This is a genomic window from Helicobacter sp. NHP19-012 (genome assembly GCF_019703325.1).
Classification (GTDB): Bacteria; Campylobacterota; Campylobacteria; order Campylobacterales; family Helicobacteraceae; genus Helicobacter; species Helicobacter gastrofelis.
The window spans coordinates 1,146,039-1,169,882 of record NZ_AP024819.1 but is presented as its reverse complement, the minus strand read 5'-3'; the positions used below and the strand labels follow the sequence as shown (position 1 = coordinate 1,169,882).

At 47.5% G+C, this 23,844-nt stretch carries 17 protein-coding genes, 2 rRNA genes and 2 pseudogenes; 14 read left to right on the top strand and 7 right to left on the bottom strand.

Annotated elements, in window-relative coordinates:
• The first annotated feature begins 88 nt into the window (after positions 1-88).
• The gene (locus tag K6J74_RS05970; RefSeq protein WP_221271388.1) at positions 89-463 is read left to right on the top strand and encodes a YbgC/FadM family acyl-CoA thioesterase; all 375 of its coding nucleotides are present in this window, start codon (positions 89-91) and stop codon (positions 461-463) included.
• Positions 453-704: an HP0495 family protein gene (locus tag K6J74_RS05965; RefSeq protein WP_221271386.1), complete on the top strand. Its 252-nt coding sequence runs from the start codon at positions 453-455 to the stop codon at positions 702-704. Before K6J74_RS05970 ends, K6J74_RS05965 begins: the two co-directional genes overlap by 11 nt.
• Here the strand turns inward: K6J74_RS05965 and K6J74_RS05960 are convergent.
• Positions 670-2,376 (bottom strand): disulfide bond formation protein B, encoded by a 1,707-nt coding sequence (locus K6J74_RS05960; RefSeq protein WP_221271384.1) that lies wholly within the window; start codon positions 2,374-2,376, stop codon positions 670-672. The genes K6J74_RS05965 and K6J74_RS05960 overlap by 35 nt on opposite strands.
• Before the next feature lie 140 nt (positions 2,377-2,516).
• Between K6J74_RS05960 and K6J74_RS05955 the strand changes: the two genes are divergently transcribed.
• The 5 genes from K6J74_RS05955 to rrf all read left to right on the top strand — a co-directional run bounded on the left by K6J74_RS05955 (position 2,517) and on the right by rrf (position 7,894).
• Positions 2,517-3,068, top strand: coding sequence for a DUF507 family protein (locus K6J74_RS05955; protein ID WP_221271382.1), 552 nt, complete (start codon positions 2,517-2,519; stop codon positions 3,066-3,068).
• Entirely contained in the window at positions 3,065-4,183 is a 1,119-nt protein-coding gene (carA, locus tag K6J74_RS05950; protein WP_221271380.1) for a glutamine-hydrolyzing carbamoyl-phosphate synthase small subunit, read from the top strand. The genes K6J74_RS05955 and carA overlap by 4 nt, the downstream gene beginning before the upstream one ends.
• Complete coding sequence (locus K6J74_RS05945; protein ID WP_221271377.1) at positions 4,176-4,331, top strand: hypothetical protein; 156 nt, start codon at positions 4,176-4,178, stop codon at positions 4,329-4,331. The genes carA and K6J74_RS05945 overlap by 8 nt, the downstream gene beginning before the upstream one ends.
• A 254-nt stretch (positions 4,332-4,585) precedes the next feature.
• A 23S ribosomal RNA gene (locus K6J74_RS05940) occupies positions 4,586-7,472 on the top strand.
• 306 nt (positions 7,473-7,778) lie between these two features.
• Positions 7,779-7,894 (top strand): 5S ribosomal RNA (gene rrf / locus K6J74_RS05935).
• A gap of 184 nt (positions 7,895-8,078) precedes the next feature.
• Here the strand turns inward: rrf and trpB are convergent.
• From trpB to trpD, 3 genes are read right to left on the bottom strand one after another with little or no spacing between them, the layout of a single operon-like run.
• On the bottom strand, positions 8,079-9,248 hold the full coding sequence (trpB, locus tag K6J74_RS05930; protein WP_430886778.1) for a tryptophan synthase subunit beta: 1,170 nt from the start codon (positions 9,246-9,248) through the stop codon (positions 8,079-8,081).
• Between the two features lies 1 nt (position 9,249).
• Positions 9,250-10,605, bottom strand: a complete 1,356-nt coding sequence (gene trpCF / locus K6J74_RS05925) for a bifunctional indole-3-glycerol-phosphate synthase TrpC/phosphoribosylanthranilate isomerase TrpF (RefSeq protein WP_221271376.1) — start codon at positions 10,603-10,605, stop codon at positions 9,250-9,252.
• Positions 10,598-11,608 carry an anthranilate phosphoribosyltransferase gene (gene trpD / locus K6J74_RS05920; protein ID WP_221271374.1) on the bottom strand — a complete coding sequence of 337 codons (1,011 nt, stop codon included), beginning with the start codon at positions 11,606-11,608 and terminating at the stop codon, positions 10,598-10,600. Before trpD ends, trpCF begins: the two co-directional genes overlap by 8 nt.
• Positions 11,609-12,156: 548 nt before the next feature.
• Here trpD and K6J74_RS09035 point away from each other — a divergent pair.
• Positions 12,157-12,540: a thiamine phosphate synthase gene (locus tag K6J74_RS09035; RefSeq protein WP_260321554.1), complete on the top strand. Its 384-nt coding sequence runs from the start codon at positions 12,157-12,159 to the stop codon at positions 12,538-12,540.
• A gap of 363 nt (positions 12,541-12,903) precedes the next feature.
• Positions 12,904-14,552, top strand: a pseudogene (locus tag K6J74_RS05910) (L-lactate permease).
• Here the strand turns inward: K6J74_RS05910 and K6J74_RS05905 are convergent.
• Complete coding sequence (locus K6J74_RS05905) at positions 14,545-15,597, bottom strand: AI-2E family transporter (protein WP_221271371.1); 1,053 nt, start codon at positions 15,595-15,597, stop codon at positions 14,545-14,547. The pseudogene K6J74_RS05910 and the gene K6J74_RS05905 overlap by 8 nt on opposite strands.
• Before the next feature lie 42 nt (positions 15,598-15,639).
• On the opposite strand from K6J74_RS05905, the gene dapF reads away from it, so the two are divergent.
• On the top strand, positions 15,640-16,416 hold the full coding sequence (gene dapF, locus K6J74_RS05900) for a diaminopimelate epimerase (RefSeq protein WP_221271368.1): 777 nt from the start codon (positions 15,640-15,642) through the stop codon (positions 16,414-16,416).
• A 27-nt stretch (positions 16,417-16,443) separates the two neighbouring features.
• Positions 16,444-17,826: a glutamate--tRNA ligase gene (gltX, locus tag K6J74_RS05895; protein ID WP_221271367.1), complete on the top strand. Its 1,383-nt coding sequence runs from the start codon at positions 16,444-16,446 to the stop codon at positions 17,824-17,826.
• Here the strand turns inward: gltX and K6J74_RS05890 are convergent.
• Positions 17,823-19,145: a hypothetical protein gene (locus K6J74_RS05890; RefSeq protein ID WP_260321553.1), complete on the bottom strand. Its 1,323-nt coding sequence runs from the start codon at positions 19,143-19,145 to the stop codon at positions 17,823-17,825. The genes gltX and K6J74_RS05890 overlap by 4 nt on opposite strands.
• A 1,416-nt stretch (positions 19,146-20,561) precedes the next feature.
• Positions 20,562-21,155: a phosphatase PAP2 family protein gene (locus K6J74_RS05885; RefSeq protein ID WP_221271365.1), complete on the bottom strand. Its 594-nt coding sequence runs from the start codon at positions 21,153-21,155 to the stop codon at positions 20,562-20,564.
• 31 nt (positions 21,156-21,186) lie between these two features.
• Here K6J74_RS05885 and K6J74_RS05880 point away from each other — a divergent pair.
• The 3 genes and pseudogenes from K6J74_RS05880 (at position 21,187) to pdxA (ending at position 23,842) form a co-directional block, all read left to right on the top strand.
• Positions 21,187-22,162: pseudogene (locus tag K6J74_RS05880) on the top strand (glycosyltransferase family 4 protein).
• Positions 22,153-22,929 carry a pyridoxine 5'-phosphate synthase gene (locus K6J74_RS05875; RefSeq protein WP_221271363.1) on the top strand — a complete coding sequence of 259 codons (777 nt, stop codon included), beginning with the start codon at positions 22,153-22,155 and terminating at the stop codon, positions 22,927-22,929. Before K6J74_RS05880 ends, K6J74_RS05875 begins: the two are co-directional and overlap by 10 nt.
• Positions 22,919-23,842, top strand: a complete 924-nt coding sequence (gene pdxA, locus K6J74_RS05870; protein WP_221271361.1) for a 4-hydroxythreonine-4-phosphate dehydrogenase — start codon at positions 22,919-22,921, stop codon at positions 23,840-23,842. The genes K6J74_RS05875 and pdxA overlap by 11 nt, the downstream gene beginning before the upstream one ends.
• The last annotated feature ends 2 nt before the right edge of the window (positions 23,843-23,844 follow it).

Sequence of the window (23,844 nt, the reverse complement as noted above, 5' to 3'; positions counted from 1 at the left end):
AAAATTCAGTATGGTAGCATAACAAGGATTAAGGTTTACTATAGCTTTACAAATACATGGCTCTATGCAGGCTTTGAAAGGGGAGTTTATGCAATTTCGGGTTTACTATGAGGACACAGACAGCACGGGGTTAGTTTACCACGCCAATTATTTAAAATTTTGCGAGCGGGCGAGGAGTGAAGTGTTTTTTAGAGTGGGAGTAGTTCCGCAAAACACGCAAGGTGGCTTCGTGATTAAAAGCCTACAAGCCGAGTTCATCACCCCAGCTCTTTTGGGTGATTGTTTGCAAGTGAGCACCCAAATTTTAGAGCTCAAAAGAGTGAGTTTAAGCTTGCAACAAGAAATTTTACGGCAAGAGCAAAGACTCTTTCGCATGCGCATTAAACTTGCCTTCATTGACCTAGCCACAAAAAAACCCACCTCCATCCCCCAAAAATTTTTGGAGATTTTACATGGATTCTAAAACCGCCATCATCTACCCCTGTTTATGGGAATACCGCCTCATCACCGACAAACCCCAAGGGCTCTTGGACGAATTACCCGGTTTGCTCGCCCCCCTAAAATACCAAGTATGCACTAAAAACAAAAGCGCACAAGGCAAATACACGAGCCTGCAACTCTCTTTGGTTGTGAGTAGCAAACAAGAGCAACACGCCCTCTTTGAGAAACTCAGCAACCATGCGCTTGTAAAATGGGTGCTTTAAGAGTGGGTTTTTCAGCGGGGGGCAAGTCTAGCGATAAGTTAGAAATGCCTAAGGTATAAAAAATGTCATGTCTATTGCTATAACCGCTGACGATCAAGGCGTTGTTGACAAAAGTCAGCGCAGTCGGGTTTTTCACACTAGGGGGCAAGCCGTAAGCGTCTATGATTGTGGCGTTGTAGGGGTTGATGACTAAAAGGGCGTTGTAGGCTTTACTTAGGGCAAAGAGCCGTCCTTGATAAAAGGCTAACCCTGTGATGTAAAACTCTCCGAGTGTGCGCCCTTTTTTGAGGGGGTTGTTTTTCAACGGACGCACCACAGTTTCCGAACTTAAGCCCAAATCTTGATCGAGCATGCCCACTAAGATTAATTGCTTGTAGCGTTTGTTTGGCACGGTCAGCATGTAGGTATGGGTGCCATCGCTTCTAGCACTTAGGATATAGTAGGTGGAAGCGCGACTTGTGCGTAAGCGGTTGCGCCCAATCTCGTTGAAATGGTGTGCCCCTTCTAAGAAGTTGGCAAAGTTATTCTTGGCTCCGGGATTGTAGGCGACATCTACACTGCTTTTATTCGCCCCCATTAAACGGATGAGATTGCCCACCATATTCGCCCCCACGAAATGCTCCACTGTTACGGAGTAATGCTTATCTAGCACTAGGTGGGCCAAGATTCTTTGCAACTTTTTATCGACTACATATAACCCTTCTTTTTGCGTGGCAATTAGGAAGGCGTTCTTTAAAAGGGCGTTGTTGCCAGCAAAGGTTTCTGGCGAAAAAGTGTAGGGTTGGGGCTTTAAGGCGGGAGCACACCCATCGCTGTGTTTGCCAAAAATATCCGTTTCGATCGTCTGGAGTAAACTAGGCTTGGTGGGAGCTTTGGCGGTTTGGGGGGTTTCCTTGGCGGCTAAAAAGTTTAAATCGCTGATGGGGGCGTTTAATTTTAAGGGGCTGATTTGAGTTTGCAGGAGTGTTAGGTTTTTGTGGATCTCAAGGGGAGCTTTGCGGTAATCGCTCTCCCATTGATGAGAGCTGTCGGCTAAAATAGGTCCATCAACTACGCGCTTGCCTAGCCTTCGAGGAAAGCCCATATGCCCCCAATTGCTTGTGCTCCAAATATTTTCCGCCATGCGCCATGAAAAGCGGACCGGGTCGCCATGCCCTAGGTAAGGAAAAGGCCCTGTGGAGATAAGGGCTTGCAACATGTTTGAAGCCACCAAAAAGCTAAAAATCCCAAAAGCCCAAAGGTTAGAGCGGGTGAGTTGGCGAGGACCTTGCTCTTGGAAATTGGGGGCTTTTAGCAATAGCAAGCCTAGCACCAGCAAAGCTATCCAAAACACAAGCTCCGCCCAAAACTGCGTGTGTAGTCCAAAAATCTCTAAAGCAAAGCCCTGCCCCACATCTTCTAGGGCGTGGTTGCCTAAATGGTAAAAACTTTGATAAAGCCCGCCTGCTACGATTAACACCAAAATAGCAATGTATTTAGGCTTTAAGCCATAGCGCAAGATAAACAACCCACCTAAAGCGATATAGACCATGCTTTGGCGCTCGCCCCAACATTGGATGCAAGGCGAGTCGTGATAAACGAAGCCTAAAATGAGATTAGCGATTCCCACCGGCAACGCTATAATGGCGATGATGGCAAGGGAGAAGAGGAAATAAAAGCGTTGCGCCTGCATGCAAACCCTTAAGAAGATTGAAATGCGCATTCTAGCACATGAAAACTAATCGAGTTTTAAAGTTCCACTCTCTAGTCCTTTACCCAAATTATGTTAGAATAAGTCTTAACTAAATAAAACAATTAAGAATAGGGCAAGAGATGAGATTAAAGCCTAACCATGTCCGCTATATTGTGAGTAAAATTGCCCAAGACTTAGTTCAATCTCCGCTTTTGGAGCTCAAGGGCTCTTTAGAAGTGCTCACCAAAATCACACAAGCCGTATTGCAAGAGCATGTCAGCCAAGAAGCTGCCATCGATGATAGAGTGCGTGATTTACTTGAGGAAAACTTAGACCAGATAGAATTCATGCGCATGGATGAAAGACGACTCTTTTGGGACATTAAGAAGCAAGTTGCCCTTGAAAACGGGTTTGCTTTGGGTTGGGAGGATCGCTGTAATTTGCTCTCCCATGAGATTTTAGAAAAAATCTTAGATGAAGACCTGCTTATGTTTTCTGTATCTGAAAACAGAATCCGTAATGTGATTTTTAAGTCCATTGATACCTACGCCAAGCTCTATGAAAGCGTGGAAACAGAGGTGAGCGAAAAGATCAAGCACTATAAACGCAAACTTCCCGTTGGCAGCGATGAATACGAATTGGTCTTTGAACGCATGTATGAGGAAGAATTAAGGCGCAAGGGATTTCTATGAAAGCCACGCTCTACTTTGAAAATGGCTTGTTCTTAGAGGCCATGAGCTTTGGGGCTAGTGGGGCTGTGGCCGGCGAGGCGGTTTTTAACACCGCCATGAGCGGGTATGAAGAAGTCATCACCGATCCAAGTTACCTTGGACAATTTATTGTTTTTAGCACCCCTGAAGTGGGCGTGGTGGGGGCAAACGAGCAAGATCGCGAGTCGCCAAGTAGCTTTTGTGCGGGCATTTTAGTGCGCCACACCCCAAGTATTCACTCCAACTTTAGGGCGGGGCAGTCCTTAAGTGTGTTCTTGCAACAGCACGGGGTGTTGGGCGTGAGTGGCTTAGACACGAGGGCGTTGGTGGGCATGCTAAGAGATGAGGGGGCGATGGGCGTGGTGGTTTCCACCAATGGGCTAGATAAGCAGGAATTGCAAGAGATCTTGCGCTCTTCTACTAGCATTGCCGAGCAACATTTGATCCCCCCATTTAGCCGTAAAGAAGCCCACACGCAAGGCACTTTTGACTTTGCAAGCTTGAACTACCAAAGCCCCACACTCTCAAGTGCCGTTGGGGTTTTGGATTTGGGCGTGAAGAGCAATATTTTAAACAACCTCGCCCAAGTGGGGCTAAAGCCTGTATGTTTCGCCCCCGACACAAAGGCACAAACCTTGATTGAAGCCTATAAAAAGGGTGAAATTAAGGGCGTGTTGCTCTCTAATGGTCCGGGCGATCCTTTGCGTTTAAAAAGCGTGATCCACGAAATTAGCCAGCTCATTGAAGAACAAATCCCCATGCTGGGCATTTGTCTAGGGCATCAGCTCTTAAGCATCGCACATGGCTATCCCACTTATAAGCTCAAATTCGGGCATCACGGCAGCAACCACCCCGTGCTAAACCTACAAACCGGGCGCATTGAAGTGAGCGCACAAAACCACAACTACTGCGTGCCAGAGAGTATTGCCAAAGTCGCTACAATCACACATAAAAATCTTTTCGACCACACCATTGAGGGTGTGTGCTACAAAAACGCCCCCATTATTTCCGTCCAACACCATCCTGAGGCAAGTCCCGGTCCTCACGATGGGTTGTATATCTTTAAAGAATTTGAAAGGATGGTGCACTATGGATAATTGTAACAATGTCGGAGAACTCATTGACGAAGTAGAAAACGGGTTGTCTAAAGTTGAGGCGCAATTGGATGAAATTGCCCAAGAGTTGCAGCAACTCGGTAGCCACATAGATCGACTGGGTGATTTGCTAAGGGGCAAAAGTTCCTAAATTTTCTGCAAGTCTAACCGCTATAATTTAAGCCCCCCTTAAGCTTAAAACCGCTATTATCACGTTTTGCTTCTAAGAAAGCTTGCATGGAAAAGGTGAAAGCTTTTTTCTAAAAAAGGCAGACTTAAAGCGTGTTATTTGATTTATTATTGTCAATAGCCTATGTAAAGGTAAAAACTACAAAGCCAAAAGAATTATACTCAATAAGGCGGTGTGGCTCTTATGCAACGCTCTAGCGGATATGCTAGAGTGGCAAACAAGATATTAAGAGTAGATGGTGGATGCCTTGGCAAAGAGAGGCGATGAAGGACGCACTAGACTGCGATAAGCTACGGGGAGCTGTCAAGAAGCATTGATCCGTAGGTGTCCGAATGGGGCAACCCAACTTACAGCAATGTAGGTTACTCTATTTATAGAGAGCGAACCTAGCGAAGTGAAACATCTCAGTAGCTAGAGGAAAAGAAATCAACGAGATTCCCTCAGTAGTGGCGAGCGAAAGGGGATAAGGGCAAACCGGGTGCTTGCACTCGGGGTTGAGGACGGCAACATTCAAGGGGTTTTTCTAGCAAAGTTGTTTGGAAAGACAAGCCATAGAAGGTGATAGCCCTGTATGCGAAAGATAAACCCTAGATAGCCGGATCCAGAGTAGGCCAGGACACGTGAAATCCGGGCTGAAGCCGGGGGAGACCACTCTCCAACCCTAAATACTACTCTTTGACCGATAGCGCACAAGTACCGTGAGGGAAAGGTGAAAAGAACCGTGGGTAACGGAGTGAAATAGAACCTGAAACCATCTACTTACAATCATTCAAAGCCCTATGATTTATCAGGGTGATGGACTGCCTTTTGCATAATGATCCTGCGAGTTGTGGTGTCTGGCAAGGTTAAGTGAAAACGAGCCGTAGCGAAAGCGAGTCTGAATAGGGCGCTTTAGTCAGACGCTGCAGACCCGAAGCCAAGTGATCTATCCATGGCCAAGTTGAAACGAGTGTAACAGCTTGTGGAGGACTGAACCCGTGCCCATTGAAACGGGCTGGGATGAGCTGTGGATAGGGGTGAAAGGCCAAACAAACTTGGTGATAGCTGGTTCTCTTCGAAATATATTTAGGTATAGCCTCAAGTCATAGCAAAGGGGGGTAGAGCTCTGATTGGGCTAGGGCTGCTCGCCGCAGTACCAAACCCTGTCAAACTGCGAATACCCTTTGTTGTATCTTGGGAGTCAGGCGGTGGGTGATAAAATCAATCGTCAAGAGGGAAACAACCCAGACTACCAACTAAGGTCCCAAAGTTCTATTCTAAGTGGAAAAAGATGTGTGGCTACTCAAACAACCAGGAGGTTGGCTTAGAAGCAGCCATCCTTTAAAGAAAGCGTAACAGCTCACTGGTCTAGTGATCATGCGCTGAAAATATAACGGGGCTAAGATAGACACCGAAGTTGTAGATTGCTCTTAGGAGCAGTGGTAGAAGAGCGTTCTGTGCAGCGTTGAAGGCATACCGTAAGGAGTGCTGGAGCGCACAGAAGTGAGCATGCAGGAATGAGTAGCGATAAGATGCGTAAGAATCGTATCCGCCGTAAATCTAAGGTTTCCTACGCGATGTTCGTCATCGTAGGGTTAGTCGGGTCCTAAGCCAAGTCCGAAAGGGGTAGGCGATGGAAAATAGGTTAATATTCCCATACCAATTGCAATGCGCGATGGGAGGACGCATAAAGTTAGGTGAGCCAGCTGATGGATGTGCTGGTCGAAGGGTGTAGATTGGGAGAGTGGCAAATCCGCTCCTGTATTTCAAACCTGACAGGCTCTCTAAGGCCTTCGGGCCAAGGGGAGAATCACTGACACTATCGTGCCAAGAAAAGTCTCTAAGTTTAGTTGCAATTGTCCGTACCGCAAACCGACACAGGTAGATGAGATGAGTATTCTAAGGCGCGTGGATGAACTCTCTTTAAGGAACTCTGCAAACTAGCACCGTAAGTTCGCGATAAGGTGTGCCACAGCAATGTGGTCTCAGCAAAGAGTCCCTCCCGACTGTTTACCAAAAACACAGCACTTTGCCAACTCGTAAGAGGAAGTATAAGGTGTGACGCCTGCCCGGTGCTCGAAGGTTAAGAGGATGGGTTAGCCGCAAGGCGAAGCTTTGAATTGAAGCCCGAGTAAACGGCGGCCGTAACTATAACGGTCCTAAGGTAGCGAAATTCCTTGTCGGTTAAATACCGACCTGCATGAATGGCGTAACGAGATGGGAGCTGTCTCAAAGAGAGATCCAGTGAAATTGTAGTGGAGGTGAAAATTCCTCCTACCCGCAGCAAGACGGAAAGACCCCGTGGACCTTTACTATAGCTTAGCACTGCTAATGGGAATGCCATGCGCAGGATAGGTGGGAGGCTTTGAAGCAGACACTTTGGTGTCTGTGGAGCCATCCTTGAGATACCACCCTTGGCGTTTTTGTTAGCTAACTGGCCTAAGTCATCCTTAGGCAGGACAATGCTTGGTGGGTAGTTTGACTGGGGCGGTCGCCTCCTAAAAAGTAACGGAGGCTTACAAAGGTTAGCTCATGGCGGTTGGAAATCGCCAGCTGAGTGTAATGGCACAAGCTAGCTTAACTGCAAGAGAGACAACTCAAGCAGAGACGAAAGTCGGTCATAGTGATCCGGTGGTTCTCGTGTGGAAGAGCCATCGCTCAAAGGATAAAAGGTACCCCGGGGATAACAGGCTGATCTCCCCCAAGAGCTCACATCGACGGGGAGGTTTGGCACCTCGATGTCGGCTCATCGCATCCTGGGGCTGGAGCAGGTCCCAAGGGTATGGCTGTTCGCCATTTAAAGCGGTACGCGAGCTGGGTTCAGAACGTCGTGAGACAGTTCGGTCCCTATCTGCTGTGGGCGTAGGAAAGCTGAGGAGAGCTGTCCCTAGTACGAGAGGACCGGGATGGACATGCCACTGGTGCACCAGTTGTTCTGCCAAGAGCACCGCTGGGTAGCCACGCATGGTTGTGATAAGAGCTGAAAGCATCTAAGCTCGAAGCCAACTCCAAGATAAGCTTTCCCTGAAGCTCGCATGAAGACTACATGTTTGATAGGGTGGGTGTGTAAGTGCAGCAATGCACTCAGCTAACCACTACTAATAGAGCGTTTGGCTTGTTTGCTTGTATAAAAGCTTCACTGCCTTATTGAGTGTAATGAAGGCTTGTAGAAAGACCCACATAGACTATTGATTTAAAGCGTTGCTTTTTATCGCTTTGTTTGCTTTTTTGTCAATAAAAATGCTAGAATGGTGTTTTTATTTTAGGGATGGCTTAGCTCTAACCTGAGCCATCCCTGATTCTTCTAAGGCTTTAAACTTAGAATGGTCGAATCTAAGCCCTTAAGACAAGGGCTTAACCCGAGGTTCTCTTAAAACTTTAAGAGAACCGCAAGCCTTAAAAAGCTTTGCTGAAAAAGCTCTGCTTTTTTCCCGTGTCCCTAGAAGAGAGGAAATACCCAGCCCCATCCCGAACCTGGAAGTCAAGCTCTCTTACGCCGATGATACTGCCCTTTGCAAGGGTGGGAAAGTAGGGTGATGCGGGGGGTTTAAACTCCGTTTTTTTCAAACAACCTTAAAGTCGTTTTTGTGTTGTAGAGCGTTGCAACAACCCTAGTAGACGTTGTGATTCTCCTAAAAACAAATATAGTCCCCCTTTTGAGCAGTAAGGGTTCTTTTCTTTGGTTTAAGGTTACATATCCAGAAAAAAATTTAAGCCCTACCCTAAAAACTAACACACCCCCAACGCCCCCTGCACTGTGGCTAGGTCCTTATCCCCCCGACCGCTTAAGTTGACAAGAATTAAGCTCTCTGTCTTGCACTCTTTGGCAAGTTTATAGGCATAAGCTAGGGCGTGTGCGCTCTCTAGGGCGGGGATGATACCCTCGCTTTGGCTTAAACGCACAAACGCCTCTAAAGCCTCTTCATCACTCACCGCCACATACTGCGCCCGCCCGCTTGTTTTTAAATAGCTATGCTCTGGCCCCACACCGGGGTAATCTAGCCCAGCCGAAATGCTATGGCTCTCTTGGATCTGCCCCTGCTCATCTTGCAAAATATAAGTCTTGCACCCGTGCAAAATCCCCACACTCCCCTTGCATAAAGTCGCCCCATGTTTGTTGGTGTCTAGCCCAAGCCCTCCGGGTTCAACCCCAACCAAGCCCACAGCTGTATCTTCTAAAAAGCCGGCAAAAATGCCAATCGCATTAGAGCCCCCGCCCACGCAAGCGATGACAGAGTCGGGCAGTTTGCCCTCCTTTTCTAAAATCTGCGCTCTAGCCTCTATGCCGATCACGCTTTGGAAATGTTTAACCATCTGTGGGTAGGGGTGCGGGCCAGCAGCGGTGCCTAGAAGGTAGTGGGTGGTGGCATAAGAGCTTGCCCAATCTCTAAGGGCTTCATTGATCGCGTCCTTTAAACTTGCCGATCCGCTCTCCACAGATTGCACCTGTGCGCCAAGTAAGCGCATCCTAAAGACATTTTGCTTTTGCCGCTCGATGTCCTTAGCCCCCATATACACCACACACTCTAGCCCCAAGAGCGCGCAGGCAATGGCGGTTGCCACGCCGTGTTGTCCCGCCCCCGTTTCGGCAATCACACGCTTTTTACCTATTTTTTGCGCTAAGAGGGCTTGCCCTAAAGCCTGATTAGTCTTGTGCGCCCCCCCATGGATCAAGTCCTCTCGTTTTAAATACATTTTCACTTTAGGGTTGGGGCAAAAGTTCTTCACCAAAGTTAAAGGGCTTGGCCGACCTACAAAGTCCTTTAAAAGCTCACTTAATGCGGCTTGAAACCCGCTGTCTTTTAAACAAGCCTCAAACGCCTGCTCTAATTGTGTGAGGGCGGGGACCAACAGCTCGGGCACAAAGCCCCCCCCAAATTCTCCAAAATACCGCTGCATTTCAATACTCCCGTAACATTTTCGCCACTTGGGCGATTTTTTGCCCGCTCTTTTTGCCCGGCGCGCTCTCTAGTCCTGAGTTTAAATCAAGCCCTAGAGCCCCTATGGCCACTGCCTTTTCTAAATTGCTCGCATTAAGCCCACCGGCAAGCATAAAGGGGCGTTTAAAGCCCTCTAAAAGCTCCCAAGAAAACGCCACGCCATTGCCCCCCGCCCTCGCCCCCTTGCTATCAAACAACACTAAAGGAGTACTTGGGATTTGGGGCAATTTTTTAGCATGCGGGTCAATGCTTGCCACCGCCCACACGGGGCAATCTAGGGCATTTTGTAGTAGGCTTAAATCCTCTGCACTATAACGGCCGTGCAATTGCACCGCCTTAAGCCCTAGCTGGTAGACTCTTTTAATGATCGTCTTGGGCTTGGCTTGCACGAACACGCCCACAAAGTCCAACTTAGGCACTTTTTCAATGAGCTTTTTGGCCTTCTTGGGCGCAATGTAGCGTGGGCTTTGGGGGTCAAAAATGAGCCCGCCGTAAATGAAGCCATGTTTATACACCGCCCTAGCATCCTTTGCCCGCCTGAGCCCACAGACTTTATTTTCCCCTAAAATGAGCTTTTTACACGCTTTTTCTAGGTTTTTTTGTGCCATAAGATGGCTGCCCACCAAGAAGCCCTGCACCTTGTGGCATAGCTGTTTCACCACTGCGTGTGAGTTGATCCCCGACTCGCTAATGAGGATTTTATCCTCAGGGATCAAAGGGGCGAGCTCTAGGGTGGTGTTAATATCCACTTTGAGGGTTTTTAAATCTCGATTGTTGATACCCACAATGGGGGCATTTAAGGTAAGTGCACGTTGCAACTCTGCTTGATTACTCACTTCAGTTAAAACCGCCATGTTTAAAGACTTGGCGAGGGCGGCTAATTCTGTATAACTCTCATCATTAAGCACGCTAAGCATCAATAAAATCGCATCCGCACCCATAAGCCGCGCTAGGCGCACCTGGAAGGGGTCCAGGATAAAGTCTTTGCATAAAAGGGGCTTGGTGGAGTGCTGGGCCACGATACGCAGGTTCTCAAACGCCCCCTTAAAATACTTCTCATCAGTCAGCACCGAAATGCAAGTGGCGTACTTTTCATACACCTTAGCGATTTTTACCAAGTCAAAGGGGCTTCTAATCAAGCCCTTAGAGGGGGAGGCTTGTTTGCACTCTAAAATAAAACTCGTGCGCCGCTCTTGCAAAGCCTCCTTAAAATTTCTTTGGCTGGCTTTAAGCTCAGCGGGTAGGCTATAGCGTTCTTTCAGGGCCTGCACCTCTTTTCTCTTGTGCTCTAACATGGTTTTTAGCAAGTCATGCATGGCTTAATTGCACCATCCTTTGTAAGTGGGTGTAGGCTTGTTTACTCTCTAAACACTCTCTAGCAAGCTTGGCGCCCTCTTTAAAATCTTTAACCCATCCAGCCACAAACAACACCCCTGCGCTGTTGGCAATCACACTCGCTTTTTGCGCCTCGCTGCCCCCTCCTTGCAGTAAGTCTAAACAAATGTGCCCACTCTCTTGCACGCTTTGCACCTTCAACGCCTCTAGCGAGTGGCTTTTGAGTCCAAAGTCTTTAGGCTCTAGCGTGTATTGTTTGATTTGCCCCCCCCTTAGCTCGCAGACTAAAGTTTCCCCGTGCACGGCGATCTCATCACAGCCTGAGCCGTGCACCACTAACGCGCGCTCTAGGCCCAAATTTTGCAGGGTGCAAGCAAGGGGGTAACACAATTTGGGGGTGGCCACGCCTAAAAGCTGGGCTTTGGGGCGTAGGGGGTTTAAGAGCGGTCCTAGCAAATTAAAGAGGGTGCGGGTTTTCAGGGCTTTTCTTAAGGGGGTGACCTTGGCAAAGCTGGGGTAGAAAATGGGGGCAAAGAGGAAGGCGAAGTTAGCTAAATCCAGGCTTTGCGTAACCTGTTTGGGGCTTAGGTGGATGTTGAAACCCAAGTGCTCTAAAAATTCGGCACTCCCGCTCCCGCTTGAGCTGTAATTGCCCGCTTTAGCCATTTTCACGCCTAGCGTGGCGCACACAAAGGCACTGATCGTGCTGATATTAAAGCTTTTGCTGCCATCTCCACCCGTGCCACAATTATCCACAACCGCAAAGGGGATATTTAGGGCTTGGCTCTCTTGCAAACATGCCTGCACGCTGCTTGCGATCTCTTGCGGGCTTTCGCCCTTGCACTTTAGGGCGATGAGTAAAGCCCCTAACTCAATGTCGCTAAACTGCCCGCTTAAAACGCCTGTCCAAAATGCCCACACCTGATCCTCCCTTAAATCCTCTTTGGCGCAAAGCTGGCTTAGTAAATCTGTGTAAAGGGGCATGGCGGTCTTTACTTTGGCGTTTTCATAAAGGGGGATTATAGCACACGCAATCTAAAGCTTATAGGTGGTGGGGCTTTTGTGTGGCGGCGGTTAAACGATAACAAACAACACACACTTGAGCCGATGATTGTATTTGTGTGGATAACCACAAAGATTCCTCTAGTTATACATGCTTAGAAGAGTTGGCATGGCTACAAGCCAAAATTACATTTCCCATAGGAATTGACTAGGCTAATGGGTAACCCCGATGAATGCTAAGGCTTTGGGCTCTTATAGTAATAAAAATGTGGGTGGGTTTGGCATTTTGTGCTAGGATCGCCACTAATTTTAATCCTTTGGTGTTTATGTTTGAGTCTTATTTTATCATCCCAGAGTCTTTTGTAGACCTTAGCTTAAAAGAGTTCAAAGAGTGTTTGACTCAGGTTTTTAAAACCCACACCCCTAGCCGCGCATGTTTAAGGCAGACAAACTTGAGCTCACCCACTAACCCGGCAATTAATTTCTCCCTTTGCGCTTCCTTTGTGCACCTTTGTGCCGCTTTTAAGGTTGTGGCTTATGTTAATTTAAAAACCCCACAAGACAGCCTAGATTGCGCCCTCAAACACGGCTTTCACGGCGTGCATTTAAAGAGTAATGCTTTAGACTTTGCGCCTAAAATCCCTAAGAATTTACAGAGTTTTTACAGCGCACACAGCGTTGAACAAGTGCAAAAAGCCCTGGATTTAGGCATTGACTTTTGCACCCTAAGTCCCCTTTTTGCCACACCAAACAAGCCTCCCCCCTTAGGTTTGGATTATTTCAAGGCCCTAAGTTCCATACTCAAAGCCCGTATTTTTGCTTTGGGTGGGATCATCTCCACTAACGAAGTAGATCTTGTGAAAACTCTACAAATAAAAGGCTTTGCAAGCATCCGCTATTTTCTAAATCCCTAAAAACCATCAACTATTGACAAACAAAAAGAAGAAAGCAAGATTGAAACCAACACAAACACACTTTTTAAACTTGTGAAGAGCGACACAGACGCATGGGCACAGCTGCGGATTCTTTAAGTGTCAATTAGAATCTATTGGGCACTACACCACGGGTTTGGAGTGGGACTAAATCCCCCTAGCCTTAAACAGCCACCTCAAAGCCCAAAGGAGCTAGGAGCTTTTAGACCTTGGCCGCAAGTGCCATGTGTTGGTCTTTGTGAATTATGTTTACAACTTCTAGGGGGTTATCGGTGTAGTTGGTAGGTTAGCTCCCACTCCCACTAAGCTTATGCTATACTCAGGCTTTACTTCATAGGAGTTTGTATGTGGCATCAGGTCTACGCCCCCCTAGGGGGCAATATTTGGCTAAGCGCGCTTGTGGCGGTCTTACCCATTGTGTTCTTTTTTGCGTCCTTGATTGTGTTTAAGCTCAAAGGGCACACCGCAGCGTTTTTAAGCGTGGCGTTGTCTGTGCTGATCGCCCTTTTTGTCTACAAAATGCCCGCTGTGATGGTGGGGGCGAGCTTTATTTACGGCTTTCTCTATGGGCTTTGGCCCATTTCGTGGATCATCATTGCGGCGATTTTCTTGTATAAACTCAGCGTCAAGTCGGGCTATTTTGAGATTTTAAAAGAGAGCGTGCAGGCCATCACCCCCGATCACCGCATTTTGGTGATCTTGATCGGGTTTTGTTTTGGCTCATTCCTAGAGGGGGCGATCGGCTTTGGCGGGCCTGTGGCAATCACGGCAGCGATTTTAGTCGGTCTTGGACTAAACCCCCTGTATGCGGCGGGGCTGTGCCTCATTGCCAACACTGCGCCCGTGGCTTTTGGGGCAGTGGGCATCCCCATCACCGCCATGGCGGGGGCGGTGGGCGTGAGCGCGCTTTCTATCAGTGCTATGGCGGGCAAGATTTTATTTTTCATCAGTTTATTAGTACCCTTTTTCATTGTGTTTTTAATGGACGGATTTAGGGGAGTGAGAGAAACCTTTCCTGCTGTGTTCGTAGCCGCCTTTAGTTTTGCACTCGCACAGTATCTAAGCTCTAACCATCTAGGGCCAGAGTTGCCCGGGATTTTATCGGCGATCGTTTCGCTCATTGCAACCGCTGTATTTTTGCGCTTTTGGCAACCCAAGCACATTTTTAGAAGCGATGGCAAGGAAGTTTCCACCAGCCAACAACAACACCATATCTGTAAGGTCTTGGTGGCGTGGGCCCCCTTCATTATCTTGATCGCGACCATTGTGATTTGGACCCAGCCATGGTTTAAGACGCTCTTTGCTAAAGGGGGGGCGTTGGCGTTCTCTAGTTTTTATTTTGAGTTTAGCAGCATCAGCCAAAAGATTTTAAAGAGCGCACCCTTTGTAGTTGAGGGCAAGAGTGCAGCTAGCCCTGTGGTCTTTAAACTGCCCTTGATCAACACCGTGGGCACTTCTATTTTAGTGGCCGCACTCATTAGCATTTTTGTGCTCCGCGTGAAGGCACACGATGCGATAGAAGTCTTGGCGACACCTTAAAGGAAATGCGCTACCCCATTTTAACGATCGGGCTTGTTTTAAGCTTTGCCTTTGTGTCTAATTACAGCGGCATCTCAGCGACCATGGCACTTGCGCTCACCCACACGGGCAAAGCCTTTACTTTCTTCTCGCCCATCATTGGGTGGGTGGGTGTTTTCTTAACGGGCAGCGACACCAGCTCGAATTTGCTCTTTGGCTCCTTGCAACAGCTCACCGCCAATAACCTTAAAATCCCAGAAATCTTAACACTCACCGCCAACACCGTGGGGGGGACTTTAGGCAAAATGATTAGCCCACAGAGCATCGCCATCGCTTGCGCGGCGGTGGGGCTGGCGGGCAAAGAATCCGATCTGTTTAAATTCACGGTCAAATACTCGATCGCCTTTGTGATCTTGATCGGGATTGTGGTGAGCGTGATCGCCTACGCTTTCCCCCAAGTGGTGCCCACTACTTAGGCAAACTCACATGCTTTGGTTTAGAAGTGAAAACCTTTTCATATAGGCGCAAAAACACGATGAAAAAGGCGGTGATGGTGGGGCCCACGGCGATCCCCCAAAAGCCAAACTTGCTAATGCCCGCCAAGATTGAAAAGAAGATCAAAATCTCGTTGATCTTAAGCGAAATTTTCAGCACTTGGCGTTTAATGAAACCAATGAGCCATGGTTTGATCAGGCTGTCGATCGCCCCACCGATGAAGATCACCGAATAAAGGGCGATGATGATGGCTGTGCTTGTGTTGTGGCGATAAAGCTCATAAACCACCACGGGACCCCACACCAAAGCCCCCCCCACAATGGGGATTAAAGAAGACAGCCCATATAAAATCCCAAGCGAGAGCCAATCTAGCCCAAAGCCCGCCACCAACGCCCCAAAGGCCATGCCCTGCAAAACGACATTGATGATAGAGGTCAACAAGACCACGCGCAAAATCCCCGCCACTTCTCTAAAAATGCCCCGGCTTTGGATCTTCTCAAAGGGCAGAATCTCCAAAATATAATCGTAAAAGCGTTCCCCGTAAAAGAAACACAGAAACAAAAAGACCAAGACCATCGCCGTGTCGCTCGCAAATTTGAGGCTGTACTTGCCAATCCCGCTACTAAGGTGCAAGGCGTAGGACATTAAAGTATGCGCTGAAAAATTAGACAAGATTTTATGGGCGTAGGCACTTAAGACGGGGAAGTGCTCCAAATAGAGCAGGAGATCGCTTTTGGACTTGTTGAAGTAGAAGGCAAATTTTTCTAGATTTAAGTGGGTGATGAAATCCGTGCTCTTGTAAATGAGAAAATACATGGGCACCACTAAAAAGCTTAAGAGCACCACCACACACAAAAGGGAGCTGCAAATGTTGCTCATATAGTGGTCAAAAAACTCTTTGAGCCAAAAGATCGTGACACAGAGCAGCCCAGCGATGAGCAAATCCATTAAAAAATCTTCATAAAGATAGAGCATCCAATAAAAGGACACCGCAAACAAAAACCAAAAGAAATACACAGGACGCATGCAACTCGCTTTTTTACTTTATAATACCCAAAAAGGCAAAACATGCACCTAGAGAAATATTGCGCCAGCGGGAACGATTTTTTAATCACCCACCATTTAAAACCTGCTAACCGCCAAGCCCTAGCCAAAGAGCTTTGTAACCGCCATTATGGCTTTGGGGCGGATGGCTTGGTTATCTTGCTACCCCACCCCAAACACGCCTATACATGGGAGTTTTACAACGCTGATGGGAGTTTGGCGAACATGTGCGGGAATGCGAGTCGGTGCGTGGGGCTTTACGCCTACTTGCAAGGGCTCGCCCCTAAAAAGCATTGTTTTTTAAGCAAGGCGGGGGTGATTAGCCTAGAAGTGCTGGAAATCACAGAAACGGGCGGAGTGGTGCAAAGCAATTTAGGCACGCCCAAATGGCTAGAGAGCTTAAAGATTGAGGGGCAAGAGTGGGTGTTGATTGATAGCGGCGTGCCCCACTTAGTGCATTTTGTGGATAGCTTAAACGAGATACCTAAAACCAAAACCCCCACGATGCAAGCCCTACGCCAAGAATTTAACGCCAATGTCAACTACGCTTACCTAGAAAGCCTAGAAAAAATCCACCTAGCCACTTATGAGCGGGGCGTGGAGGACATCACGCTAGCTTGTGGCACGGGCATGGCAGCGGTGTTTTTTGTGGCACAACAAAAGGGAGCAAAACCTAAAGCGCAATGTATCCCCCTTAGTGGAGAGATTTTAACTTTGGGGTTAGAAAATAACGAAGTGTTGTTTAGCGGAGCGGTAAAGAGAGTGGGGGCAGTCATTGACTATTGCAATGCCCTTTGCTAGAATTTAGGTTTTTAAAAGGATTAAAAAATGGTGATTACACGCTTTGCACCCTCGCCTACGGGGCATTTACACATAGGCGGCTTGAGAACCGCCCTTTTCAATTACCTTTACGCCCGCTCTTGTGGGGGGAAGTTTTATTTACGCATTGAGGACACAGACCTTGATCGCAATGTGCAGGAAGCTACAGAGGCGATTTTAAAAGCCTTTGAGTGGGTGGGGCTAGAGGTGGATGGCGAAATTTGGTATCAGTCCCAAAGGCTAGACATTTACAAGGGCTACATACAGCAGCTACTTGATGAAGGCAAGGCGTATTATTGTTATATGTCTAAAGAGGAATTAGAAGCTTTAAGAGAAACGCAGAGGGCGCAGGGGCTCACCCCAAGATACGATCGCCGTTACCGCGACTTTAAAGGCACGCCCCCCAGTGGCATAGAGCCCGTGGTGCGTATCAAAGCCCCTTTAAGTGGGGAAGTGCACTTTAAAGATGGGGTTAAGGGGGAGGTGTGCGTGCAAGCCGAGGAGCTAGACGACTTTGTGATCGCACGCTCCAATGGTGTACCCACTTATAATTTTGTGGTTACCATTGATGACGCTTTAATGGGGATTAGCGATGTCATTAGAGGGGACGACCATTTAAGCAACACACCTAAACAAATCATTTTATACCAAGCCCTAGGCTTTAAAATCCCTAACTTCTACCATGTGCCTATGATTTTAAACGAACAAGGGCACAAACTCAGTAAAAGAGATGGGGCGATGGGGGTGATGGATTATAAGGCGTTGGGCTATCTTAGGGATGCACTTTTAAATTTCTTGGTGCGTTTGGGTTGGAGTCACAAAGACCAAGAGATTTTTAGCCTGCAAGAGATGAAGGCGTTTTTTAACCCCAAAGATTTAAACAGCGCACCCAGTTGCTTTAGCCCGCATAAGCTAGAGTGGTTAAACAGCCACTACCTTAAAGAAAGCCCCCTAGACACGCTCAAGGCCTTGTTGAAAGATTTTAGCTTGCCAAATGGCTTTCATGCCCTAAGCCCGGCGCAACAAGATATTTTGCTAGAAGCCCTAAAAAGTCGGGTGGTAACCCTCAAAGACATGGCGCACGAGGTGGCTAAAGTTTTAACCCCGCCCACACACTACGCCCTAGACAAGCTTAAAAACAAAGAGCAAGCCCTAGAGGTGTTAAATGCCCTTGTGGCTAGCCTAAAAGCGCAAGATTTTAGTAGCCCAGAAACTTTAGACGAAACCCTACACGCCTTTATGCAAAGTCAGGGGCTTAAAGCGGGGGTGGTGATGTTGCCTTTAAGGATCGCCCTGCTTGGAGAAGCGGGGGGGATCGGGGTGAAAGAGGCTTTATTTATTCTAGGCTATCAAGCGAGCCTAGAGAGATTAAAGGTGTTTTTAGCCCTTTAGATTTTGTGGCTGTGGCCACGGATGAAATCCACAAGTTGGCGGGTGTCGATCGCCACGGTCACGAATTGTTGGAAAGTGGTGTACCAATGACCGCCATGCCCATTGAGGCTATGCCCATTGCCCCCACCCATGAAGTTAAAGAAGGCATCCGCGCGCACGCTGAGGTACTTGTTTTTGTAAACATAGTAAAGCGCGATGCGCTCGAAGTTAGGCGCGTGGTACCATGGCAAGCCTGTGTAGAGCGCGCGCCCATAAGTCCCATAAAATTTCATTTGGGGCTTGTCGGAGAAGTAGTATTTGTCGTAAAAGCCAAAGCCCTTGTATTGTATGTCAAAGTCAAACTGCCCACCAAAGCTGTTATACCACTGGCTAGGTCCGCAACTATTGCCTTTGCGCACGCAGTAATGCTCTTGCTCGCTCATGGTGCCAAAGGCGACAGAGAGTTTGTCCAAGAAGGGGGCTAAGCGTTTAAGGTTGCTTTTGATGTAGCCATAGTAGTAAATGCGATCGAGCACGGTGGGGTTGGCATATTGCCCGGGCACACCGCCTAGAGGCTCGCCGCTGGCATAGGGGTAGCCCCCGGGCCATAGAGGAGTTTGTCCACGCATAGCCGGGTCAGAGTGCCCGTCAAAGGGGTAAGGATCGCCCATGCTATAAGAGCTGGTGTTGTGGAAGGCGACCACGCGCCCGCCAAAGCCCAAATACCCTTTTAAAAACGACCACTCACTCCCCCCAAAGTAGAGCATTTGGTTCATGTTGTAGTGGTTGGCGGCGTATTTCTTACCCCAAACATTGTTCCAGTTGCGCCCGCCATACCAGTCGACAATGAACTCCGCCCAGCCATTCCACCAGCGGTTAGGGTTATAGGTGGGTTTGTATTGGAACATCGCGCCTCTAACGGTGGGGTCTTTGAACCAAAAGAGTTTTTTAAAGGCGGCTAGGGGGTAGTTTGCCATGGTGTAGGTTCTGGGGATGATGCCAATGTAGGTCCTAAAATCCTTGCCCACCGCGCTGTAATACATCGTAACGCCCCAAGAGTAGGGGAAGTAACTAATGTGGGTGTGGAGGTTTTGGATAAACCACGCCCCAAACATGATAGACTGATGCTTGTCAAACTGAATCCCGATCTCGGGCATGATTCTATTTTTCATATTGAGCAAGCTATTCCAATAAGGGTTATTCTTGCCCGCCAAGTTATAAGTAAAGCTCATGAACTTTAAATCATAGGCGAAAGCGACCGCACTTGCTTGTGTCGGTAAGAAAGCAACTGCAGCTGCAGCACACAGACCAAGCTTTAACGCTTTTTTTATGGTTTTCATTGTAATCCTTGTAAAAAATGAAAGACGAATGACTTTTAACATAAAGTAAATAAGATAAACCTTAAAACCCCTTTATCACATTGATAATATAAATTTAGTAACCAACAAGTCTATCTTAAAAGCCCTAATTGTCCCTAATAAACTTTAAATCTACTCCTATCTAGGTCATTTTATAAGACATTTTTGCATCCTTTTTGCTCATTGAAACACAAGATATAACGGGTGATGTCCTCTGTAGATGTGATGTTAAAAGCACGCTTAACTTGGAGGCAACTTTGACGCCTTTTGGTTTTAACTAAAGGGGCTGTTATAGCGGATTTTGGAGGCTTCATTTGGGGTTTAATATGGGTTATGGTAGAGTGGGGCATTTCTTTATTTCTTGCTAATTTTTTAGCGAATTTTAGTTGCCCTATGCTAGAATGGGCGGACAATTCGAGGAGTGGACTTTCGCTCACTTACCTAAGAATTTTTTTATCTTGCTTGGATGTATACCTATGAAGTTGTCTAGGTTTTTTGTAGTGAGTCTAATGCTACAACCAAATATAGAAATGCGAGAGATTTACGAATATGCAAGGTCCCTAGGCAAGAAAGTTTTGATTGTAAGCGACATGTATCTCTCCCCAAGGATTTTTTATGTTAACTTTTGCAAGAAAAGAGTTTTACAGGGTTTGATGCACTCTATGTATCTAGTCATTCTAAAGTGAGTAAGGCAAGTGGGAATCTCTATAAGCAGGTTTTACAAGATTTACAAATCCAAGCCAGTCAAATTCTACATATAGGTGATAACGCACACTCTAATCACAATAAAGCTCAAGAGAGTGGACTACAAATATTTTTTATCCAATATGCCGGTTTCCTTGGTGTAGGCTTGCCCAGTATATCAAGGAATATGCCCTGCAAAATTCCATTACGGATATCCTTTTTATTGCACGAGACGGGTATCTTTTCAAAACTTATATTTGATAAATGGGTTGGCAAAGTCTTCCAACTACGCAACTGGTTAGATTGTTTTAACGAACTTGATTTTTCTATACTTCAAGAAATATTTTGCACAGATCTATAAAGCTCCACAATTGCGTTCTGCAAGGGACTTTAAGAACATGTGAAAAACTGTGTACTCTAGAAAGATTTACCCATGTATTCCAACTAGTACATCTGCGCTATACAACTTGTGGACCCTGCCTTTTGTTTATAATAATTTATTCTATGGTCCTTGCTTTTATATCAAGGATCGATTCTTCAGCTATATCTTTGAGGTCAGTTATGCTAGAAACTATTGCCTAAAAATTTTGTGCTACGGGAAACTTGTGATAACATAGAGGGCTTAGATTATCCAAACTCCCCCTAGACTTCCTAGTCTCCTATCGAATTTTGCAACACACTCCACAGCTAGGGGCTTATATCCTGCTTTAATCGCTAAAATCTATAATGGAAGTGCATCCCATAGCGGGTATAGCCCTTTTCGTTTACAGAAATTTCCGGATATAACTCCCAGTTACGGCGGTATTTGGAGGTGAAAAGGTAAGCAAAACCCCAGCCAATGAGCGAGCCCACCACTACTTGCAAAATGGAATGTTCGCGTGCCACCACCCGACTCGCATCGGTTAAGATCGCTAGGGCAATCACGGGCAGGGCGGGCTTCCAGCCATAGCGGTAGTAGACAAACCCCGCCGCGCTCCACGCCCCCCCGGCGTGCCCGCTTGGCATCCCCCGCCAGCTATCACAACAAGGGCGTTTGGCAAAGGGCACATACGCCCCCCTTTTGTGGGCATCCGAAAAGATATTTTTGACCTCATAGATCACGCCCTGGGTGACCAAAGAGCCGATGGCTAGCTCGCCCATTCCCCGGTAATCGCGCATGCCAAGACTCACCACACCTACAAATATGGGCATTAGACGCAAGACATCGCCAATGTCCTCTAAGATCACGGCATCGCGAGAGATCTCAGCGCGCCCCAAATTGCTAAACAATAAAAACACGGCAAACAAACGGGATAACTTTTTTAGCATAGGGTGCATTATAGCATTTTGTTAGGGTATAATGCCCTTTATGTTTGCCTACTTTTTACTAAGTTTTGCTTGTGCCTTGGGCGTGATCTTTTACGCCAAAAACACAGAGATTTTCACCGATAACGCCAACAAACCCCAGGGCTTCCACACACAAAAAACCCCAAGGGCGGGGGTTTGGGTGTGTTTTTGGTATTTATCTTTAGTGGGGGTTTTTAGGGGTGTGGGGGTTTTTAGGAGGGGTGCTGGTTTTTACCAGTGGCTTTTTAGAAGATTTAAACTTCTCTTTAAGCCCCAAATTGCGCCTCATTTTGCAAAGTCTGGGCGTGCTGCTTGTGGTGCTGCTTGCCCCCTTGGTGCTAAAAGACTTCTCCCCCCTATTTAGCCTGCCTTGGATCATAGCCCTGCCCCTTAGCGTGTTCATGCTCGTGGGTGTGGTAAATGCCATGAATATCATTGATGGCTTTCACGGGCTAGCGGGGGGCTTTAGTTGCTTGGCACTGGGTTTTATTTATTTAGCTGCCCCAAACCCCTTCATTTTGGCGTTGTTTTGGGCGGTGCTGGGCTTCTTGGTGCTCAATTTTCCCAAAGGGCGCATTTTCTTAGGCGATGAGGGAGCGTATCTTTTGGGCTTTATTTTGGGGGCAAGTCTCATGGACTTATCGATTAAAGGGGTAGTGAGTGCGTGGTTTGGGCTGGCTTTAATGGTGTATCCGGTAACCGAAGTGCTGTTTTCCATTGTGCGGCGCAAGTTGCAGAAACAAAAGGCGACCCTGCCTGATGCCCTGCACCTACACACCTTACTCTTTAAAACCCTGCAAAAGAAGCCCCGCTTTTTAAACCCCAATGCCCTAACGGGTCTTACCATCGTTTTAGCCAACGCCCCTTTTATGTGGATAAGCTACATTGCCCGCCACCACCCCTACGCCCTGCTGCTCCTCATCGCCCTATTTGTACTAGGGTATCTCAAGCTTTACTTTAAACTGAAAGAAGGACAAACATGCGTCTAGGTTTAAACATCGATCACATCGCTACACTCAGGGAGGCGCGAAAAATCCACGAACCCGACCCCCTAGAGGCGATCTTTATCGCCAAAAATGCGGGCGTGGATTTGATCACCTTGCATTTAAGAGAGGACCGCCGCCACATCCACGAGGACGATGTCACAAGCATCCTCAAACACGCTCCGCTGCCCGTCAACGCCGAGTGTGCCATCGACCCTGAAATCACCAAAATCCTATGCGCCCTAAAGCCCTTTAAAGTTACCCTAGTGCCTGAGAGGCGCGCAGAGATCACCACAGAGGGGGGACTAAACCTAAAACACCCCAAATTGCAAGACACAATTAAGGCGTATGCCGATTGCGGGATTGAAGTTGCCCTTTTTATTGATCCGAGCCTTGAAAATTTGCAAAGGGCTTTGGAATTAGGTGTGGGGGTTGTGGAGCTGCACACGGGCAAATTCAGCAACCTTTTCAACACCCTTTACACAAGCTTTAAACGCCATAAAAACCGCCTAGATTTGCCAGAGGACAACATTGCCTTAAAAAATATGCTTGAACTAAGCTTACAAGAGCTCGCCCAAAGTGCCCTAAAAGGGCAAGGAATGGGGCTAGAGGTGTGCGCCGGGCATGGCTTGAATTATGCGAGCGTGGGGCTCGTGGCAAAGTTAGAGGGTATTAGCGAACTTAACATCGGACATGCCATCATCGCGCGGGCAGTGATTATGGGGTTAGAAAAAGCCATTCAATCCATGCAAGAGGCGATTTGTGCGCCTTAAAATCGCCATCTCTATCGGGGACATCCAAGGCGTGGGGCTAGAGATCGCCCTAAAGGCACACGCACAAATTAGTCAAATTTGCCAGCCCCTTTATTGCGTCCATTTAGAACTTTTAACACAAGCCAACACCCTTTTAAACCACGCTTACACCAAAGCCCTAGAGAGCATGCAGTGTGCCGCCCCCAACGCTCTAACGCCTGCCATCAAGCCCGCCCAAATAGACAAGATAAGCGGATTTTACAGCCATGCGAGTTTTTTAAAGGCTTTGGACTTGGCAGACAATGGAGAGGTTAGCGGGGTTTGCACCTTGCCGATTCACAAGCACGCTTGGCAACTGGCCGGCATTAACACCCCCGGGCACACTGCTTTACTAAGAGAAAGATACCAACAAGAGGCGATCATGGTGCTTGGTTGCCCTAGTCTGTGGGTTGCGCTCTTTAGCGAACACATCCCTTTAAGTGTGGTGAGTGCTAGGGTGCGCCTAGAGCCTTTAAAAGAGTTTTTACACAGCTTAGCGTGGGTTTTAAATACGGATGAACAGATTGTGGTTTTGGGGATCGATCCGCATTGTGGGGACAATGGGGCGATCGGCATGCAGGATAGAGAGGTTAAAGAGGCGATTGAGCAAGTCAACACGCTTTTAAGAATGTCTAAATTCTTAGGACCTGTGCCGGCAGACAGCGCCTTTACGCCTCACTTTAGAGCCAAGCACCGCTATTTTGTGGCCCTCTACCACGATGTCGGCCTGGCCCCCCTAAAAGCCCTTTATTTTGAAGAAAGCATCAATGTATCTTTAAATTTACCCATCAAACGGGCATCGGTTGATCACGGCGTGGCGTTTGACATCGCTTACCAAAACAAAGCCAGCACCAAGAGCTATGAAAACGCCCTTAGATGGCTCTCACAGCCCTAAAA

Coding starts and splice junctions, on each gene's coding strand:
- K6J74_RS05875 (WP_221271363.1), top strand. CDS start 22,153: ATGCGTCTAGGTTTAAACATCGATCACATCGCTACACTCAGGGAGGCG.
- K6J74_RS05890 (WP_260321553.1), bottom strand. CDS start 19,145: ATGAAAACCATAAAAAAAGCGTTAAAGCTTGGTCTGTGTGCTGCAGCT.
- K6J74_RS05945 (WP_221271377.1), top strand. CDS start 4,176: ATGGATAATTGTAACAATGTCGGAGAACTCATTGACGAAGTAGAAAAC.
- K6J74_RS05960 (WP_221271384.1), bottom strand. CDS start 2,376: ATGCAGGCGCAACGCTTTTATTTCCTCTTCTCCCTTGCCATCATCGCC.
- K6J74_RS05955 (WP_221271382.1), top strand. CDS start 2,517: ATGAGATTAAAGCCTAACCATGTCCGCTATATTGTGAGTAAAATTGCC.
- K6J74_RS05970 (WP_221271388.1), top strand. CDS start 89: ATGCAATTTCGGGTTTACTATGAGGACACAGACAGCACGGGGTTAGTT.
- trpCF (WP_221271376.1), bottom strand. CDS start 10,605: ATGCATGACTTGCTAAAAACCATGTTAGAGCACAAGAGAAAAGAGGTG.
- carA (WP_221271380.1), top strand. CDS start 3,065: ATGAAAGCCACGCTCTACTTTGAAAATGGCTTGTTCTTAGAGGCCATG.
- trpB (WP_430886778.1), bottom strand. CDS start 9,248: ATGCAGCGGTATTTTGGAGAATTTGGGGGGGGCTTTGTGCCCGAGCTG.
- K6J74_RS05885 (WP_221271365.1), bottom strand. CDS start 21,155: ATGCTAAAAAAGTTATCCCGTTTGTTTGCCGTGTTTTTATTGTTTAGC.
- trpD (WP_221271374.1), bottom strand. CDS start 11,608: ATGCCCCTTTACACAGATTTACTAAGCCAGCTTTGCGCCAAAGAGGAT.
- dapF (WP_221271368.1), top strand. CDS start 15,640: ATGCACCTAGAGAAATATTGCGCCAGCGGGAACGATTTTTTAATCACC.
- K6J74_RS05965 (WP_221271386.1), top strand. CDS start 453: ATGGATTCTAAAACCGCCATCATCTACCCCTGTTTATGGGAATACCGC.
- gltX (WP_221271367.1), top strand. CDS start 16,444: ATGGTGATTACACGCTTTGCACCCTCGCCTACGGGGCATTTACACATA.
- K6J74_RS05905 (WP_221271371.1), bottom strand. CDS start 15,597: ATGCGTCCTGTGTATTTCTTTTGGTTTTTGTTTGCGGTGTCCTTTTAT.